At 63.5% G+C, this 18,580-nt stretch carries 16 protein-coding genes; 9 read left to right on the plus strand and 7 right to left on the minus strand.

The features are described 5' to 3' along the window. Positions 1-287: 287 nt before the first annotated feature. The 4 genes from aceE to C2U31_RS17900 all read left to right on the plus strand — a co-directional run bounded on the left by aceE (position 288) and on the right by C2U31_RS17900 (position 7,781). Positions 288-2,996 carry a pyruvate dehydrogenase (acetyl-transferring), homodimeric type gene (gene aceE, locus C2U31_RS17885; protein ID WP_103273995.1) on the plus strand — a complete coding sequence of 903 codons (2,709 nt, stop codon included), beginning with the start codon at positions 288-290 and terminating at the stop codon, positions 2,994-2,996. A 12-nt stretch (positions 2,997-3,008) separates the two neighbouring features. Beyond that, entirely contained in the window at positions 3,009-4,658 is a 1,650-nt protein-coding gene (gene aceF, locus C2U31_RS17890) for a dihydrolipoyllysine-residue acetyltransferase (RefSeq protein WP_103273996.1), read from the plus strand. 13 nt (positions 4,659-4,671) lie between these two features. Next, complete coding sequence (lpdA, locus tag C2U31_RS17895) at positions 4,672-6,453, plus strand: dihydrolipoyl dehydrogenase (protein ID WP_103273997.1); 1,782 nt, start codon at positions 4,672-4,674, stop codon at positions 6,451-6,453. Positions 6,454-6,710: 257 nt separating this feature from the next. Further along, positions 6,711-7,781: a YhcG family protein gene (locus C2U31_RS17900; RefSeq protein ID WP_103273998.1), complete on the plus strand. Its 1,071-nt coding sequence runs from the start codon at positions 6,711-6,713 to the stop codon at positions 7,779-7,781. Positions 7,782-7,877: 96 nt separating this feature from the next. On the opposite strand, the gene C2U31_RS17905 is transcribed toward C2U31_RS17900, so the two are convergent. The 7 genes from C2U31_RS17905 to C2U31_RS17935 form a co-directional block, all read right to left on the minus strand. Then, a complete protein-coding gene (locus C2U31_RS17905; protein ID WP_103273999.1) occupies positions 7,878-8,204 on the minus strand; it encodes a type II toxin-antitoxin system RelE/ParE family toxin in 327 nt (108 codons plus the stop codon). Further along, a complete protein-coding gene (locus C2U31_RS17910; RefSeq protein ID WP_103274000.1) occupies positions 8,201-8,482 on the minus strand; it encodes a type II toxin-antitoxin system Phd/YefM family antitoxin in 282 nt (93 codons plus the stop codon). Before C2U31_RS17910 ends, C2U31_RS17905 begins: the two co-directional genes overlap by 4 nt. A 215-nt stretch (positions 8,483-8,697) precedes the next feature. Next, the gene (locus C2U31_RS17915; protein ID WP_103274001.1) at positions 8,698-8,892 is read right to left on the minus strand and encodes a putative motility protein; all 195 of its coding nucleotides are present in this window, start codon (positions 8,890-8,892) and stop codon (positions 8,698-8,700) included. 154 nt (positions 8,893-9,046) lie between these two features. After that, complete coding sequence (locus C2U31_RS17920) at positions 9,047-9,859, minus strand: hypothetical protein (RefSeq protein ID WP_103274002.1); 813 nt, start codon at positions 9,857-9,859, stop codon at positions 9,047-9,049. 392 nt (positions 9,860-10,251) lie between these two features. Continuing rightward, positions 10,252-12,024, minus strand: coding sequence for a flagellin (locus tag C2U31_RS17925; RefSeq protein ID WP_103274003.1), 1,773 nt, complete (start codon positions 12,022-12,024; stop codon positions 10,252-10,254). A gap of 257 nt (positions 12,025-12,281) precedes the next feature. Further along, positions 12,282-13,886: a methyltransferase regulatory domain-containing protein gene (locus C2U31_RS17930; protein WP_103274004.1), complete on the minus strand. Its 1,605-nt coding sequence runs from the start codon at positions 13,884-13,886 to the stop codon at positions 12,282-12,284. 183 nt (positions 13,887-14,069) lie between these two features. Further along, positions 14,070-14,828, minus strand: coding sequence for an RNA polymerase sigma factor FliA (locus C2U31_RS17935; RefSeq protein WP_103274005.1), 759 nt, complete (start codon positions 14,826-14,828; stop codon positions 14,070-14,072). A 431-nt stretch (positions 14,829-15,259) separates the two neighbouring features. Between C2U31_RS17935 and flhD the strand changes: the two genes are divergently transcribed. From flhD to C2U31_RS17960, 5 genes are all read left to right on the plus strand, one after another. Then, a complete protein-coding gene (flhD, locus tag C2U31_RS17940; protein WP_006219025.1) occupies positions 15,260-15,583 on the plus strand; it encodes a flagellar transcriptional regulator FlhD in 324 nt (107 codons plus the stop codon). A 33-nt stretch (positions 15,584-15,616) separates the two neighbouring features. Continuing rightward, positions 15,617-16,198, plus strand: coding sequence for a flagellar transcriptional regulator FlhC (gene flhC, locus C2U31_RS17945; protein ID WP_103274006.1), 582 nt, complete (start codon positions 15,617-15,619; stop codon positions 16,196-16,198). Between the two features lie 118 nt (positions 16,199-16,316). Further along, positions 16,317-17,186 (plus strand): flagellar motor stator protein MotA, encoded by an 870-nt coding sequence (motA, locus tag C2U31_RS17950; RefSeq protein WP_103274007.1) that lies wholly within the window; start codon positions 16,317-16,319, stop codon positions 17,184-17,186. 14 nt (positions 17,187-17,200) lie between these two features. Next, a complete protein-coding gene (gene motB / locus C2U31_RS17955) occupies positions 17,201-18,190 on the plus strand; it encodes a flagellar motor protein MotB (RefSeq protein WP_103274008.1) in 990 nt (329 codons plus the stop codon). A 2-nt stretch (positions 18,191-18,192) separates the two neighbouring features. Continuing rightward, a complete protein-coding gene (locus C2U31_RS17960; RefSeq protein WP_103274009.1) occupies positions 18,193-18,573 on the plus strand; it encodes a response regulator in 381 nt (126 codons plus the stop codon). Positions 18,574-18,580 lie beyond the last annotated feature (7 nt).

Below are 18,580 nucleotides of genomic sequence, written 5' to 3' on the forward strand. Positions count from 1 at the left end.
GATTGCGTGGACAGGCTAAAAAATTGCGCCGATGCACCTTTCAGCTTGCGGTCATGATTTCACTTTGTGAAATGCCGTACCGCAACATGAAATTTTCCTTGCGACCGGTTAATCTTCTTTCTTAGAATGCCGGCTGATAAGGGAACCCTACCCGAAGGCAGGTTTCCAGAACACCCACGACCCATGCAGGACATGGTAGCCCGGATGATCCGGACGCCACGGACTGGCCGCGAGCAGACCAATAAGCGCGGGTGTGGTCATGAACGAACCCCAATAGGAGACACACGATGTCCTCTTTCGCCCAGGCTGGCGCCGTGCAGGCTGCCAACGACGAAGACACCCTAGAGACCCAGGAGTGGCTCGAAGCCCTGGCAGCCGTCCTTGACCGCGAAGGACCGCAGCGCGCGCACTACCTGCTGGAACGCCTGATCGACGAGGCGCGCCGCTCCGGTGCCCACATCCCGTTCTCGCCCAACACCGCCTACGTCAACACGATCCCGCCCGGCCTGGAGCCGGCGCATCCGGGCAACCTGGAACTGGAATCGCGCATCCGCTCGTACGTGCGCTGGAACGCCATGGCCATGGTGGTCAAGGCCAACAAGCACAACCCGCCGGACGGCGGCGACCTGGGCGGCCACATCGCCTCCTTCGCCTCGCTGGCCACCATGATCGGCTGCGGCCAGAACCACTTCTGGCACGCCGAGACCGAGAACCACGGCGGCGACCTGGTCTACTTCCAGGGCCACACCTCGCCCGGCATGTACGGCCGCGCCTACCTCGAAGGCCGCCTGACCGAAGACCAGCTGAACCACTTCCGTCAGGAAGTGGACGGCAAGGGCCTGTCCTCGTACCCGCATCCGAAGCTGATGCCGGACTTCTGGCAGTTCCCGACGGTGTCGATGGGCCTGGGCCCGCTGATGGCCATCTACCAGGCGCGCTTCCTGAAGTACCTGCACGCCCGCGGCATCGCCGACACCAGCCGCCGCAAGGTCTGGGTCTTCTGCGGCGACGGCGAGATGGACGAGCCGGAATCGCTGGGCGCCATCGCCCTGGCTGCGCGCGAGAAGCTGGACAACCTGATCTTCGTCATCAACTGCAACCTGCAGCGTCTGGACGGCCCGGTGCGCGGCAACGGCAAGATCATCCAGGAGCTGGAAGGCGACTTCCGCGGTTCGGGCTGGAACGTGATCAAGCTGATCTGGGGTGGCTACTGGGATCCGCTGCTGGCGCACGACAAGGAAGGCATCCTGCGCAAGATCATGGAAGAGACCTTCGATGGCGAGTACCAGGCGTACAAGGCCAACGACGGCAAGTTCGTGCGCGAGCATTTCTTCGGCAAGCACCCCAAGCTGCTGGAAGCCGTGTCGCGCATGAGCGACGAGGACATCTGGCGCCTGAACCGTGGCGGCCATGACCCGCACAAGGTGTTCGCCGCGTTCGACGCCGCCACCAAGCACGAAGGCCAGCCCACCGTCATCCTGGCCAAGACCATCAAGGGCTACGGCATGGGCCACGTCGGCCAGGCCAAGAACCCCACCCACCAGCAGAAGAAGCTGGAGCTGGACTCGATCCGCGAATTCCGCGACCGCTTCGCCATCCCGATCCCGGACGACCAGCTGGCCGATCTGCCGTACTTCAAGCCGGCGGAAGATTCGCCCGAAATGAAGTACCTGCACGAGCGCCGCGCCGCGCTGGGCGGCTACCTGCCGCGCCGCCGTCAGAAGGCCGACGAACAGCTCAAGGCCCCGGCGCTGGACGCCTTCAAGGCCGTGCTGGAGCCCACCGCGGAAGGCCGCGAGATCTCCACCACCCAGGCTTTCGTGCGCATCCTGAACCAGGTGCTGCGCGACAAGGACCTGGGTCCGCGCGTCGTGCCGATCCTGGCCGACGAATCGCGCACCTTCGGCATGGAAGGCCTGTTCCGCCAGATCGGCATCTACGCGCCGGAAGGCCAGAAGTACACCCCGGTCGACAAGGACCAGGTCATGTACTACAAGGAAGCGGCCGATGGCCAGCTCCTGCAGGAAGGCATCAACGAAGCGGGCGCGATGAGCTCGTGGATCGCGGCGGCCACGTCGTACTCCTCGAACAACCGCATCATGATCCCGTTCTTCATCTACTACTCGATGTTCGGGTTCCAGCGCATCGGCGACTTGGCCTGGGCGGCCGGCGACATGCAGGCGCGCGGCTTCCTGCTGGGCGGCACCGCCGGGCGCACCACGCTCAACGGCGAGGGCCTGCAGCACGAGGACGGCCACAGCCACATCCTGGCCTCGACCATCCCCAACTGCGTCTCGTACGACCCGACGTTCGGCCATGAACTGGCCGTGATCATCCAGCATGGCCTGAAGCGCATGGTGGAAGACCAGGAAAACGTCTACTACTACCTGACGGTGATGAACGAGAACTACCCGCAGCCCGGTCTGACCACGGGCGACGAGGAAGGCATCATCAAGGGCATGTACAAGCTCAAGTCGCACGGCAAGGGCAAGAACCGCGTGCAGCTGATGGGTTCGGGCACGATCCTGCGCGAAGTCATGGCCGCGCAGGAACTGCTCGAAGCCGACTGGGGCGTCGCCTCCGACCTGTGGAGCGTCACCAGCTTCACCGAGCTGCGCCGCAACGGCCTGGACGCCGAGCGCCACAACATGCTGCACCCGGACGAGAAGAAGCCGCAGGTGGCCTATGTCACCGAGCAGCTGGCCAAGACCGAAGGCCCGATCATCGCGTCGACCGACTACATGAAGCTGTTCGCCGACCAGATCCGTCCGTTCGTGCCGAAGGGCCGCGAATACAAGGTGCTGGGCACCGACGGCTTCGGCCGCTCGGACTTCCGCTCGAAGCTGCGTGAGCACTTCGAGGTGGACCGCCACTTCGTCGTGGTCGCCGCGCTGCGCGCGCTGGCCGACGAAGGCAAGCTGCCGCTCGCCAAGGTGGCCGAGGCCATCAAGAAGTACGGCATCAATCCGAACAAAGCCAACCCGCAATACGCCTGAGGGTAAAGAGACATGAGCAACATCGTGCAGATCAAGGTTCCGGACATCGGTGACTTCAAGGAAGTGGAAGTCATCGAGGTGCTGGTGTCGGTGGGCGACACGATCAAGGCCGAGCAGAGCCTGATCACGGTGGAGTCCGACAAGGCGTCGATGGAGATTCCGGCCTCGCAGGGCGGGGTGGTGAAGTCGATCAGCGTGAAGGTTGGCGACAAGGTTGCGGAAGGCACGGTGGTGCTGGAAGTGGAGGCGGCAGGCGCCGCCGCCGCGCCCGCCGCGCCCGCCGCCGCGCCCGCTGCTGCTGCGCCGGCCAAGGCCGCTGAAGCTGCCAAGCCTGCCGCTGCTGCCGCGCCGGCTCCGGCTGCCAGCGCCGGTCCCGTCGAGATCCAGGTGCCGGACATCGGCGACTTCAAGGAAGTCGAGGTCATCGAAGTCATGGTCGCCGTGGGCGACACGATCAAGGCCGAGCAGAGCCTGATCACCGTCGAGTCCGACAAGGCCTCGATGGAGATTCCCGCCTCGCAGGGCGGCGTGGTCAAGGAAGTGAAGGTCAAGGTCGGCGACAAGGTCGCCAAGGGCTCGGTCGTGGTCGTGGTGGAAGGCTCGGCTCCGGCCGCCGCCGCGCCCGCCCAGGCCGCTGCCGCCGCGCCCGCGCCCAAGGCCGAGGCGCCGGCACCGGCGGCTCCCGCCGCCGCGCCGGCCGCGCGTCCGGCTCCGGCCGCCGCGCTGGAAGACGCCAACCTGAAGCCGGGCCAGCTGCCGCACGCTTCGCCCTCGGTGCGCAAGTTCGCGCGCGAGCTGGGCGTGAATCTGAGCAAGGTCAAGGGCTCCGGTCCCAAGGACCGCATCACGGCCGACGACGTGCGCGCCTTCGTCAAGCAGGCGCTGGCCGCTCCGGCCGCCGTCGCCGGCGGTTCGGCCGACGGCGCCGCGCTGGGCCTCTTGCCGTGGCCCAAGGTCGACTTCACCAAGTTCGGCCCGATCGAAGCCAAGCCGCTGTCGCGCATCAAGAAGATCTCCGGCGCGAACCTGCATCGCAACTGGGTCATGATCCCGCACGTCACCAACAATGACGAAGCGGACATCACCGACCTGGAAGCGCTGCGCGTCACGCTGAACAAGGAAAACGAGAAGTCGGGCATCAAGGTCACGATGCTGGCCTTCCTGATCAAGGCCGTGGTCGCGGCCCTGAAGAAGTTCCCCGAGTTCAACGCCTCGCTGGACGGCGACAATCTGGTGCTCAAGCAGTACTACCACATCGGCTTCGCCGCCGATACGCCCAACGGGCTGGTGGTGCCGGTGATCCGCGATGCCGACAAGAAGGGCATCCTGCAGATCGCCCAGGAAATGACCGATCTGTCCAAGAAGGCCCGCGACGGCAAGATCTCGCCGGCCGACATGCAGGGCGGCTGCTTCTCGATCTCGTCGCTGGGCGGCATCGGCGGCACCTCGTTCACGCCCATCATCAATGCGCCCGAAGTGGCCATCCTGGGCGTGTCGCGTTCGTCGCACAAGCCGGTCTGGGACGGCAAGCAGTTCGTGCCGCGCCTGATCGTGCCGCTGTCGCTGTCCTATGACCACCGCGTCATCGACGGCGCCGCCGCGGCCCGCTTCAACGCCTATCTGGGCGCGCTGCTGGCCGACTTCCGTCGCATCGCGCTGTAACCGGGGAGCCTTCATGAGCAATACCGTTCAAATCAAGGTTCCGGACATCGGCGACTTCAAGGAAGTGGAAGTCATCGAAGTGCTGGTGTCGGTGGGCGACACGATCAAGGCCGAGCAGAGCCTGATCACGGTGGAGTCCGACAAGGCGTCGATGGAGATTCCGGCCTCGCAGGGCGGGGTGGTGAAGTCGATCAGCGTGAAGGTAGGCGACAAGGTCGCGGAAGGCACGGTGGTGCTGGAAGTGGAGGCGGCAGGAGCCGCCGCCGCGCCGGCCGCCGCGCCCGCCGCCGCCGCGCCGGCCAAGGCTGCGGAAGCGGCCAAGCCTGCCGCCGCCGTTGCGTCGACCCCGGCTCCGGCCGCCGCCAGCTTCGGCGGCTCGGCCGATGCCGAGTACGACATGCTGGTGCTGGGCGCCGGCCCCGGCGGCTATTCGGCCGCCTTCCGCGCCGCCGACCTGGGTCTGTCCACCGTGCTGGTGGAGCGCTACGACACGCTGGGCGGCGTCTGCCTGAACGTGGGCTGCATCCCGTCCAAGGCGCTGCTGCACAACGCCGCGATCATCGACGAGGCACGCGAGCTGGCCGCCCACGGCATCAGCTTCGGCGAGCCGAAGATCGACCTGGACAAGCTGCGCGGCTACAAGGACAGCGTGGTCGCCAAGCTGACCGGCGGCCTGGCCGGCATGGCCAAGGCGCGCAAGGTCACCGTGGCACACGGCGTGGGTGAGTTCGTCGATCCGCATCACCTGAAAGTCACGGGCAAGGACGGCAAGGTCCAGACGCTGCGCTTCAAGCAGGCCATCATCGCCGCCGGCAGCCAGTCGGTGAAGCTGCCGTTCCTGCCGCAGGACGAGCGCATCGTCGACTCGACCGGCGCGCTGCTGCTGCGCGAGATCCCCAAGAAGATGCTGATCGTCGGCGGCGGCATCATCGGCCTGGAAATGGGCACGGTGTACTCCACACTGGGCGCGCGCCTGGACGTGGTGGAAATGCTGGACGGCCTGATGCAGGGCGCCGACCGCGATATGGTCAAGGTGTGGCAGAAGAAGAATGCCTACCGCTTCGACAACATCATGTTGAAGACCAAGACCGTGGGCGCCGAGGCGAAGAAGGACGGCATCTACGTCAGCTTCGAAGGCGAGGGCGCGCCCAAGGAGCCCCAGCGCTACGACCTGGTGCTGCAGGCCGTGGGCCGCAGCCCCAACGGCAAGAAGATCGGCGCCGACAAGGCGGGCATCGCCGTCACCGACCGCGGTTTCATCGAGGTCGACAAGCAGATGCGCACCAACGTGCCGCACATCTACGCCATCGGCGACATCGTGGGCCAGCCCATGCTGGCGCACAAGGCCGTGCATGAAGGCCATGTGGCGGCGGAAGCGGCGGCCGGCCAGAAGTCCTTCTTCGACGCCCGCGTCATTCCGTCGGTGGCCTACACCGATCCGGAAGTGGCCTGGGTGGGCTTGACGGAAGACGAGGCCAAGAAGCAGGGCATTAAGTTCGAGAAGGGCGTGTTCCCCTGGGCCGCCTCCGGCCGCGCCATCGCCAATGGCCGCGACGAGGGCTTCACCAAGCTGATCTTCGACGCGGATACGCACCGCATCCTGGGCGGCGGCATCGTGGGCACCCACGCCGGCGACCTGATCAGCGAAGTGGCCCTGGCCGTGGAAATGGGCGCGGACGTGATCGACATCGCCAAGACCATCCACCCGCACCCCACGCTGGGTGAATCGGTCGGCATGGCCGCGGAAGTGGCCGAAGGCGTGTGCACGGACTTGCCGCCGATGAAGAAGAAGTAAGCAGACGCGGTTTGTCTGCGAAATCCCCGCGCGGCGGCGACGCTGCGCGGGGATTTTTTTTGTCTGGCCGATGCGGGTGCGCGCCGCGTGCTTTGGGGGAACAGCGCCAGAAGGGGCGGACAAGGATGGACAGATTTGTCACTGTCGGCCGGACCGGGATGGCGGCCCTGCGCTATGTTCACGCCCAGGGTGTGCGGGCATGTGGCAGCTTGGCATGGTGCGATGGCCGACTCATCCATCCTATGGGAGGTGATGGCATGGCCAAAGGCAAGACATCCGTAGCGACGGTGCCCGAGACGGCGCCGGAGGCGTTGCTGGGGGATATCCGGATATTGATCGAGGGGGCTCGGCAGCGTGCCGCCTCGGCGGTGAACAGCGAGTTGACGATGCTCTATTGGCGTATCGGCCAACGCATCCACGCGCAAGTACTTGAGGGGCGGCGGGCCGACTACGGCGAGGAAGTGCTGCCCAATGTAGCGGCGCAGTTGGTGCGGGAGTATGGCAGCAGTTTTTCGGTCAAGAACCTGCGCCGCATGGTGCAGTTCGCCACGACCTTTCCAGACGAGCAGATTGTCGTATCGCTGATACGACAATTGAGCTGGACCCATTTTATCGCCCTGATCCCGTTGAAAGACCCGCTCCAACGCGACTACTACGCACAAATGGCCAGCATCGAACGCTGGAGCGTGCGCACCCTGCGCGAGCGCATCAACTCCATGCTCTACGAACGCACGGCGCTGTCCCAAAAACCGGATGAATTGATCGCCCAGGAACTGGCAACCCTGGCCGGCGCGCAGCGCATGTCGCCGGCGCTGGTGATGCGCGACCCGTACATCCTGGACTTCCTGGGCCTGCAGGACAGCTGGCAGGAAGGCGACCTGGAAGGCGCGATCATCCGCGAGATGGAGTCCTTCCTGCTGGAACTGGGTGCGGGCTTTTCCTTCCTGGCGAGGCAGAAGCGCATCCAGATCGACGACGAGGATTTCCATCTGGATCTGCTGTTCTACAACCGCAAGCTGAGGCGATTGGTCGCCGTCGAGCTGAAGATCGGCGACTTCGAGGCAGCGCACAAGGGCCAGATGGAGCTGTATCTGCGCTGGCTGGACAGGCACGAACGCGAACCCGGCGAGGCCGCGCCACTGGGGATCATCCTGTGCACGGGCAAGAAGCGCGAGCAGATCGAACTGCTGGAACTGGACCGATCAGGGATACACGTCGCCGAATACCTGACGGCCTTGCCGTCGCGCGAGGTGCTGGGTGAGAAGTTGCAGCAGGCGGCGACGCGGGCTCGTCTGCGGATTGAGCTGCGTGGCGGTGAAACGATATAGCGGCCCGCACGGTTGCGGCGGACATGCACGGCGCGGTGCCGTGCCGTTGTGGGCTGCTGGTTCGGCTTGCATCGGGGCATCTGCCGGGCTGTCGTGCTACGGCCTGAGCGCGCGCAAGGGCCGTCTCGCCAGTTTCGTTTTGAAGTCCTGCCTGCAATCGCAGATGACGTGGATGTAAACGACGTCACTGACGACTTCGTAGATCACCCGGTTCTTGGCGGCAATGATCTCGAGAAAGTGAGTGGCGGGCAGCTCGGGCGGCGCATGGCCGGCGCCGGGAAAGCGCTCCAGATTCAGGACCGCCTTCTTGATCTTCGCGTAGGCGTCCAGCCAGGTGGACGGAGAGAAGTGCTTGATGACATAGCGCCGGATCTCGAACAGATCGTCGGCTGCGGACTGAAGAAACACGACCCGATGCGTCATGCAGGGTCTTCCTGGTCCATGGCTTCAATCCGCGCGAATACATCCGTGGCCGGGATCGTCCGGCCTTCCTCTATTTCCCTGCGGCCTTGCGCAAGCAGCTGGAGCAAGGCAATCGCCTGTTCCTGCTCTTCATAGCTTTGCACATCCATGACGACGAGCTTGGCCTCGCCATTTTGGGTGATCAACAACGGTTCGCGCGTCTGGGACAGGGTCGTGACGATTTCGGCCGCATGACTCTTGAGATATGAGATCGGTTTGACCTGTGTTGAGTACTTCATGGGCAGAGCTCCAGCTAAATAGATGTATCGGACTTATTTTAGTCTGAATTCAGTCTCGTCGTTCGGGTGCTCCATGTTGCGCAAGCCACGGTGATCGGGCTGATATCCGATCCTCGCCACCGCAGGCTGCAAAAAGAAAATCCCCACGCAGCCATTGCTGTGTGGGGATTCGGCAATCGCCGCAAGGGCTGGCGGGCGCAGCGAGGCCCGCGTGCTCAGGCGTGCGTATTGACCCGCGAGCCCAGCGTGGCGTCCTGGGCCATGGCCGGCACGGCGCCCTGCATCAGCGTGGCCACGGTTTGCGACTGCATGTTCAGCACTTTCTTGAGCAAGGTGGCCTGGATTTGATCGACCGTTTGCGCGTCGCGCATGGCCAGGACGGTGTTGACGGCGTTGTTGACGGAGTCCATGTCTGGGGTTCCTGCGTGGGTGGCCCGGGAATGAGCCTAGTGGGGGTTATTGTCGCGTAGTTTCCGCATTTCGGGGGGCGGCATCCGGCGTCCTGCCGGGTATTTTTTGCTCATTCTTGACCATGCGTGGGCTCGGACGGGCCGACCGGCCCGTTCACGGGCGGGCAGGGCATTCCTTGACGGTACCCCATCCTTGGTTGGGTTCGCAGTATTGCTTGCGTGCGGCCCAGGCGCAGTCCGGCCGGTCGAAGAAACTCAATCCCGCGCAGCGTTGCAGCTTTGCCTTCAATGCATCCAGCCAGCTGCCGCGCGGTTCGGCGGGGATTTCGGTGATCCGGAGCGTGGGGACGGGCGCGGGCACCGGGGCCGGCGGAGGCGTGGCCGTGGAAGGGGTGCCAGTCCCCGGCGTGTCGGTATGCCGCGAGGGCGCTTCAGCCGTGGGGCCGGATGGCGTGTGGGGGGACGTGGGCGGGGCCGACTCGTGCTCCGGTGCGTGGCGGGGTTCTTCCGGGGGGGTATCGGCATGCTCCTGTCCCAAACCCGGTAGGGGCTGCAAGGGCTGCAGCGGCAGCCGCACGGGGCTGGCGGCCGACGCGCCGGTGCGCTCAGAATTGGGCGTGCTCCAGTACACGACCAGCAGCACCAGCGCGCCGTAGATCGCCAGGGTGTAGAGCACGGTCAGCGTGGCCCAGCCCACGCGCTTGCCGGTGATGGGGGGCGCGTCTTCGCGGCCAAGCAGGCTGCGCCAGCGGACAAGCGTGGCCCCGGGCGCGCTGATCAGCCACCAGGCCAGGCGCCGGACCACGCCGGGCGGACGGGGCAGCTGCGCGCTGACCTGGGCGGCCAGCAATTCGCGCAGGGCGCGGTTTTCCTCGAGCAGGCGTTGGGCATCCGCCGGCGCCTGATCATTGCGATCCGGAGTGCTGTCATGCTGCGTAGCGAGGGGATCGGACGGCGTGGCGGTCATGTTGAGAAAACTATAGATACAAAATCATGCGACCGCAATTATGAGGGGCGCGCGTAGCGGTCAAAAAAACGAATAAGCGGGCAAAAGGCCGGCTGCGGCAGGCACTTGCCAGCAGGGTGCAAGCATGTGTCCGGAAGGCGGACGCGACACGAAGGGGAGCCGTGCGGTCACGCAAGTTCAGGCGGGCTTTCTCGCGCCTGGCGGCGCGCAGCATGCGATCCTGCGACCGCGGCAGATCCGGGATCCGTCGTCAGAGTAGCCCGCGCGCGGGAAAGCACAAAGCCGGCTTGCGCCGGCTTTGTGCTTGGGTGGGACCCGAAGGTCCCCGTGCCAGGTCGGGCAAGCCGGACCTCGCGGTCCGGACCTGCCCGGCCGTTCCTGCTGAGGCGTGATTAACGCAGCAGCGACAGAACGGTTTGCGGCACTTGGTTGGCTTGCGCCAGAACCGAGGTACCAGCCTGTTGCAGGATCTGGTTCTTGGACATGTTCGACACTTCCGTGGCGTAGTCCGCGTCCTGGATCCGCGAGCGGGCGCCCGACAGGTTGTTGACGACGTTGTTCAGGTTGGCGATCGTCGATTCCAGACGGTTCTGCACAGCACCCAGCTCGCCGGTCAGCTTGTTCAGGACCTTGAACGCGGAGTCCAGGGTCTTGAGCGGGTCGGTGGTCTTGTCGCCTTTGCTCTGGGCTTCGAACGTCATCTTGCCGCTCGAGTCGATCTTCAGTTCCTTGCCGATGGAGGCGGCATTGGGATCCGTGGACATGGACTTGCTGGCGCCATCGTTCTTGAAGGTATCGCCACCGGCAATGGCCAGGACCTTGCCCGTGAGCTGATCGAACTGGAAGCGTTGAACGGTTTTTTCAACGATGCTCAGTTCTCCCTTGCCGTCGAGGTACAGCTTGTTGCTGTTGGCGGGCACGACTGCATCCTTCTGCGTCAAGACGCCGGTAGCGCTGATATCGACAGTGGCGGCCTGGATGCCAGAGCCCATCGTGGCCGAACCAGTCTTGCCGTTGAGGGCTGTCAGAACTTGGTCGGTGGTTGCGGTGGTTTGGAAGGCAATATCAGCAGCAGCAGCTTGTCCCTTGTAGGTAGTGCCGCCGATGCTCAGAGCCACACCCGACCGATCCACGGTAGCCGAGCCGCCTGCTGCATAGTCGGTCAGATCTTTAAGTTTAGCCTGGGACAGATTGCCGCCAGCAGCCTTATTGTCGGTCGCAGACAGGTTGCCGGCAGTGGGATCCCAATACAGCGCCTTGCCGCTGGTATCAGTAATATTGCCGTTGGAATCGATCTTGATATCGACCGTTTCCTTGGTGTTCTTATAGGTAGCGCTTACAGGGGTCGAACCGATTTTGCCCTTAATTGCCGCTTCGATATTTGCGCTGTTGTCAACCTTGGTGTAGGTGAAGTTGCCAGCAGTAGCATCATATGTATACTTCGTCGGCGTGCCGGCGGGATCAACGGTAATGCTGTCACCGTTCTTGAACTTACCCAGCAAATCAGACGCCTTCGCATCAACGTTTTTGGTCGTGACATCATATTGGTTCGGCAAACCAGATGCAGACGCGGTGACATTCGGGCCAGTCAGATCATTGATGTTGGCCGAACGGTTGTCCACCACACCCTTGCCATTCACGTTGAAGCCGTTCAGACCCAGCGTCTTGACGCTGATTTCCGACAGGTTCAGGGTGATGGTTTCGCCGTCGTTGGCGCCAACTTGCAGCGTCAGGGGCTTGGCGTTGGCCGACAGGACCTTCACGCCGTTGAAGTCGGTCTGTTGCGAGATGCGGTTGATGTCGGACAGGCGCTGGTTGATTTCATCTTGCATCGAATCCAGCTGCTCTTGCGAGTAGTTGCCGTTACCGGCCTGAACGGCCAGTTCGCGCACGCGCTGCAGGTGGGTGTTGACTTCGCTCGACGCGCCTTCGGTCGTTTGAGCCAGCGAGATGCCGTCGTTGGCGTTGCGGGCGGCTTGGGTCAGGCCCTTGACGTTCGCGGTGAAGCGGTTGGCGATGGCCATGCCGGCGGCGTCGTCCTTGGCGCTGTTGATGCGCAGGCCCGACGACAGGCGTTCGATGGCGGTACCCAGGGCGGACTGGGACTTGTTCAGGTTGTTCTGGGCAACCAGCGACAAGTAGTTGGTATTGATGACTGCAGCCATGTTTAGGCTCCCAAGGAGAGAAAGGCTTCTTCAAACCGGGCAGCTAGGCCGCCCAACTGTAACGTGAGGAACTGAATTTGAGGTTTTCAAGTTCATCCGTTGCCAGGATTACGGCAGTCAAAAAACATTCTTTAGGGCAAATTTGAGAAAGGCGTGCTTTTCGATCATTGCCATGCTGTGGCTGCTGTGCGCCGCGTCATAAGAAAAAAGGGGCAGATAGCCCCTTTCCCATGCCTGGCGATGATCGCGCTGCCCTTCTATATAAGCAGACCGAGAGTGCGCAACTGATTCAGCACGTCAGACAAGAGGGATTGTGCAACAGGATCCAGGTTGCGGACGCGCTTCATTGATTTTCCATTGGGGTGTGCCAGTTCGCCAGATGCGAGTGCATCGCGCAGCCTGGTGCGCAGTTCGGGTAGCGAAGTGCCCTTGTCGATGTGCTGGCCCACGAATCGGTGTACCTCGTCGACCGGCGGGCGCAGGGATTGATGCCACAGGTTGTATTGGCCAATCATTCTGCTGCCCTGGATGTCGATGGCACGCAGGTGCGTCAGGCCCGGGATCCAGCGAGGCTGCGGCTCTTCATGGGCGTAGCCCACGGGTTCAAGCCGATAGCACAGCGCATTGGCGTTCAGGAGCAGCACAAGATGGGTCAGGATTTCCTCGCCCAGTTGTGCATCGGTCGTCGTCTTCTTTGCCTTTGGGCGCGCGGCGTCCAGGAGTTCCTGGAAGGTCAGGGCGCGGGGCCAGGCCAGCCGCAGGGCTTCGGCGATGGCCACGAAACTGGACGCCTGGGAAGACAAGCCGACGCCATTTGCGGTCAGATAGTGTCGTTCCTTGGACGGGGCGCCGGCTGGCGCCCGCGCTTGTGTCAGGCGCGCAGCCACATGCATTTTTTCCAGCGCGTTCGCTTCGGGACGATCCAGGATTTTCTCTGCTCGGTCGGCGTGGATCAGCAGGCTCTTGCGAAATTGCCTGCCTACAGCGAAATCCAGATACTGCTCGCGCATTTCACGGCCGGCATCGGCGGACAAGGCGCCATGCAGCATGGCCACGTTGTCGCCGTAGTTGGTGGAGATCATGGACTGCGGTTCCGCATCGGCCAGATAGGCCAACCCCGCTTGCTGGGCCGCGGCGACGAATTCCAGGAAATAGCAGGGCGCGTTGACCTCCTCCAGGTGCTCGTGCATCAGGTAATAGTCGGATTGCTTGCGTACCTGGCGCGCCGCCTGCTGCAAGGCTGAGCGTAGCGGATTGTTGTTGGACAGCCCGTTTTCCAGCATGGCCAGCATATCCTTGGCCCGCGCTAGCCGTTCCTCCGGCGTCTGCGCGTCATGGCTGTTCAGGATCATCGCATCCCGCACCACGTCCGACGCCTTCCAGCCTGGATAGGTGTTGTAGCTGACATAGGCAATACCTTCAGGCGCCAGGTTTTCCCGGCACACACGCAAGATGGCTTCGCGCACTTCCGGCGGCACCCAGCTGAACACGCCATGCACGATGATGTAGTCGAACTGTCCGAACTCGGGCGTGATGTCCGTGATGCTCATCGCGCGCAGGTCCAGATTCTTCAGGCCCATGGCCTTGACGATGGACTGGCCGGCTTCGATCTGCTGCACAGACAGGTCTACGCCCACGGCCCGGGCTTCGGGATGGGCGACGGCGTAGGGCAGCAGGTTGCCGCCGGCGGCGCAGCCCAATTCCAGAACGCGGGCGTTCGCCACGGGCGGCGCGCTGATGCCATACAGCGCCGCCACGGCTCGCAGATGGCCGGGGGCAGAGATCGAGAAGGCATTCGATTGGTAAGGCGTTTCGTCGTAGGCCGCGGCTAGCGCCTGGGTGACGGCGTCGGTATCGGTCATTGCGTATTCCTGGGGGCGGTAGAGCGAGTGCGCTGGCGCCGGCCCATGCCGGCGCCATGATGCGCGCCAGTCTGAAGGTTAGCTGTCGCTCGCGCGAAGAAATGGGGGGAATAACGGCGGAATTCGCCGGGATCTTGCACGCTTGGCACGAACAGCTCGCGTGCGAACCCTGCAAACAGAGCGCTAAATAATCTGCGCGATCTGCCCTTCCTTGGGCAGATCCTGCCAGGCCTGTTCCTTCAGCTTGGCGCGAATCCGCGCCGTGGCCTGCGAGCGCAGCTGGCAGACGCGGGCCTCGGTCACGTTCATGATCGCGCCGATTTCCTTCAGGTTCAGGCCTTGCTCGTAACACAGCGACAGCAGCAGCTTTTCGCGATCGGGCAGGGCGTCGATGGCGTGCACCAGCGCCTGGCGGAAATCGCCCGCCAGCAGGGAATCCAGCGGATTGCCGGTGGCCGAGCCGTGGTTCAGCGTGGCGCTCCAGTCCGATTGCGCGCCCGGGCCAGTCTCGGCGTCGGTCGTGAAATCCTCGTAATGCACGATCTGCACGCCTTGCGCGTCGTGCAGCAGCGCCTGGTATTCATTCAGCGGCAATTCCAGCTGCTGGGCGATCTCGGCCTCGGTGGGCGCGCGCATCAGGCGCTGCTCGAGCTGCTGGATGGCCTGCTCGATCTTGCGCGCCTTGGCGCGCACGCTGCGAGGCAGCCAGTCCTGGCCGCGCAACTCGTCCAGCATGGCGCCGCGGATGCGGGTGGTGGCGTAGGTCTCGAACTGCGCGTCGGCGGTTTCCTGATAACGACGGACAGCATCGAGCAGGCCGATCATGCCGGCCTGTATGAGGTCGTCGAGCTCGACGCTGGCCGGCAGGCGGGCGAGCAATTGCAGGGCCAGCTTCCGCACTAGCGGGGCATATTCGACCAAGCTGTCATCTGCGTGGGGCATTGCGGAAAGGTCAGGCGGTGTCCATCTTCACGCGCCGTCGATCGTTGTCAATTTGCGACATTGTCGACAAACGCGCGGCTGCACTAAAGCGGGGCAAGGATAAGTGATCGGCAAGTTGTCATTGTCGGCAAATGCGCTCTTTTCATTCCTTAAAGCACGCAACTTTTTGAATGCCTATTTGGCAAATTGACGTAAATTTGGCCAAGAATTGCATGTCAAGGTGTATCTAAAATCGCAAGTTGCGCAATATCAACAAAGATTTGTCATATAAGTCATAGAAAATGACATGACCTGTGGTAAATTTTACTTAAATTGCGAACAAATGATACATTTCGCATTAAAACAGGATGCAGCGGGCAATCATGCAACAAAACATGCGTTGCCCTTGGTAATCAAGCCCCTTGCGTGGGATAGGGAATAGGGAGTCGGGCGTGCAACAAGTCGAGAATTCTTTGCTGGCAGATATTCGTGAAGTGAATCTGTCCTATCTGTTGTTGGCGCAGCGCATGCTGCGCGACGACTATGCCGCATCCATGTTCCGTCTGGGATTCAGCAACGAAGTCGCCGATATCCTGATGCGCCTGTCGCCGGCGCAGCTGGTGAAGCTGGCCAGCTCCAGCTCGCTGCTGTGCCGCTTCCGTTTCGATGACTACAGCCTGCTGTCCGCGCTGACGCACGATGTGCTCGGCGGCGCGCTGCAGCAAGCGCATGCGACGATCCTGCTGGCGAAACAGCCGGTCGAAGAGCTGGCCTGACGGCCTTTCCGGATCCCACACGGATAATCAGTCATGGCCATCAAGAGCGTTTCGCAGGAAGCCGACGACATTCTGCTTGCCAGCTCGATGATTTCACTGGGCGCGCGGTTGCAGGTGCTGGAGGCTGAGACCAGTCTCAGCCACGACCGCCTGGCGCGCCTGTATCGGGAAATACGCGGCTGCTCGCCTCCCAAGGGCATGCTGCCTTTCTCGGTGGACTGGTTCATGACCTGGCTGCCGAATATCCATTCCTCGCTGTTCTACAACGTCTATTCCTTCCTGAACGCGCGCACCACCAGCAAGGGCATCCGCGCGGTCATCGACGCCTACCGGCTGTACCTGGAAAACTCGGGCGTGGACAACGCCGAGTCCGGCGAACCGGTGCTGAGCTTCACCCGTGCCTGGATGCTGGCCCGCTTCTTCGACAGCGGCATGCTGCAACTGTCGGCCTGCCGCCAGTGCGGCGGCCATTTCATCGCCCATGCGCACGACCCGCAATCCGACTTCGTGTGCGCCATTTGCCGGCCGCCGCCCCGCGCCGGAAAGACGCGCGCGGCCGCCAAGGCGCGCGCCGGCAGCCGCCCCGTGCCTGCCTCCGACGCCGCCCGTTCCTGAGCGGCGGCGTCCAAATACATCAAAAGCCCTGGAAAACTCCCCGTAACCCGCCTTTTTGGGTCGGGGGGAACAGGGGATCATTGACGCCGGTTTTAGACTTCGTTGGCAGGGGCCTGATGTGTTGATTGTTATCGGTTATCTCGTGGTGAGCGTCTCGGTCGTCGGCAGCTTCATCGCGCTCGGCGGCCACCTGGGCGCGCTGTACCAGCCTTTCGAGCTCACGCTGATCTTCGGAGCCGCCTTCGGCGCGTTCCTGGCCGGCAACAGCAAGAAGTCCCTGATGCTGGTCAAGAAAGCCTTGCCCGACGCGCTCAAGAGCTCGCAGTACAGCAAAGAGGTGTACATGGAGCTGATGGCGCTCTTGTATGTCCTGCTGAACAAGGCGCGCCGCGAAGGCCTGATGGCCATCGAATCGCATATCGAGGATCCGGCCTCCAGCCCGATCTTCAGCGAGTACCCGCGCATCATGAAGGACAACAAGCTCATGGAGTTCATCACGGACTACCTGCGCATCATGATCAGCGGCAACATGAGCTCGTTCGAAATCGAAACGCTCATGGACGAGGAAATCGAAACCTACCGCCACGAGCGCGAAATCCCCACCCATGCACTGCAACAGATGGCCGACGGCCTGCCGGCCTTCGGCATCGTGGCGGCGGTGCTGGGCGTGATCAAGGCCCTGGCGGCGGTGGACCAGCCGCCCGCGATCCTGGGCGACCTGATCTCCAAGGCCATGGTGGGCACCTTCCTGGGCATTCTGCTGGCCTACGGCTTCGTCGGGCCGCTGGCCTCGCGAGTCGACCGCCGCACGGCCGAGGCGGTCAAGGTGCTGGAATGCATCAAGACCACGCTGCTGGCCAGCATGAATGGCTATCCGCCCCAGCTGGCGGTGGAGTTCGGCCGCAAGGTGCTGTTCTCGGCCGTGCGCCCGACCTTTGGTGAGCTGGAAGAGCACGTCCGGCAGACCAAGTCCACCGGCAAGGCCTGACGGAGCAGCGGGCCATGAGCACCGTAAACAACCACCGTGTGGTGATCCGCCGCAAGAAGGTCAGGGGCGGCGGCCACCACGGAGGCAGCTGGAAGATCGCCTACGCCGACTTCATCACGGCCATGATGGCGTTCTTCCTGGTGATGTGGCTGATCAGCATCGTGCCGCGCGAAGAGCTCAAGGGCATCGCGGAGTACTTCCGCATGCCGCTGCGGGTGGCGCTGACCGGCGGACCCAGCAGCTCGGCCGAGACCAGCGCCGTGCCTGGCGGTGGCCGCGATCCGCTGCGCAGCGATGGCGACGAGCGCCGCGCCCAGGGCAACCGGGTCGAGGCCCAGCCGATGGTGGACGCCGAACGGCGCGATCACCATCGCCTGGAAAACCTCAAGAAGCGCCTGGAAAACGTGATCGAGAACAGCCCGGTGCTCAAGAGCTTCCGGCCGCAGCTGCTGATCGACATGACCACCGAAGGCCTGCGAATCCAGATCATCGACAATCAGAACCGCCCCATGTTCGCCACCGGTCGCGCCGAGGTGCAGCCGTACATGCGCGACATCCTGCGTGAGCTGGGGCCGGTCCTGAACGAGCTGCCCAACAAGGTCAGCATCTCGGGCCATACCGACGCGTCGCAATACGCGCGCGGGGAGCGCGCCTACAGCAACTGGGAACTGTCGGCCGACCGCGCCAACGCGTCCCGCCAGGAGCTGGTGGCCGGCGGCATGAGCGAGAGCAAGGTCATGCGGATCCAGGGGCTGTCGTCCAGCATGAGCCTGGTTAAAGATGATCCGTATGCAGCCGTTAATAGACGTATCAGCCTTGTGGTGCTCAATCAGGGCACCCAGCGGCGCATCGAGAATGAAAACGCCGCGGCCGCCGACGTGAGCGCGCGCGATGCACGCGAGGTCGGAACGGCGGTGGAGGCGGCCCAGGCTGCGGTTAGGGCCGCCGGGCAAACCAATCAGGGCGCAGCGGAAAGCACCCCGCGCGCCGAAGGGGTTCAATAACGATGGCGGCAACGATACTGGTGGCCGATGATTCGGCCACGATGCGCATGATTGTGCAGGCGACGCTGACCGGCGCGGGCTGGAAGGTCGTGACGGCAGGCAATGGCCAGGAAGCGCTGGAAATGGCCCGCAGCCATCCCATCGACCTGGTGGTCAGCGACTGGAACATGCCCGTGATGGGCGGCCTGGAGCTGATCCAGGGTCTGCGGGGAGAGGACCAGTACGTGGACGTGCCCGTTCTCGTGCTGACCACGGAAGACGACGTGGACAGCAAGATGGCCGCCCGGGATCTGGGAGTGTGCGGCTGGTTGTCCAAGCCGGTCGATCCCGACGTGCTGGTGGAATTGGCGTCCGAACTGCTCAATGAGCAGCCGGGCGCGTAGGCGAGTT

Origin of the sequence: Achromobacter sp. AONIH1 (assembly GCF_002902905.1) — a bacterium.
In the GTDB taxonomy this organism is placed as follows: domain Bacteria; phylum Pseudomonadota; class Gammaproteobacteria; order Burkholderiales; family Burkholderiaceae_B; genus Achromobacter.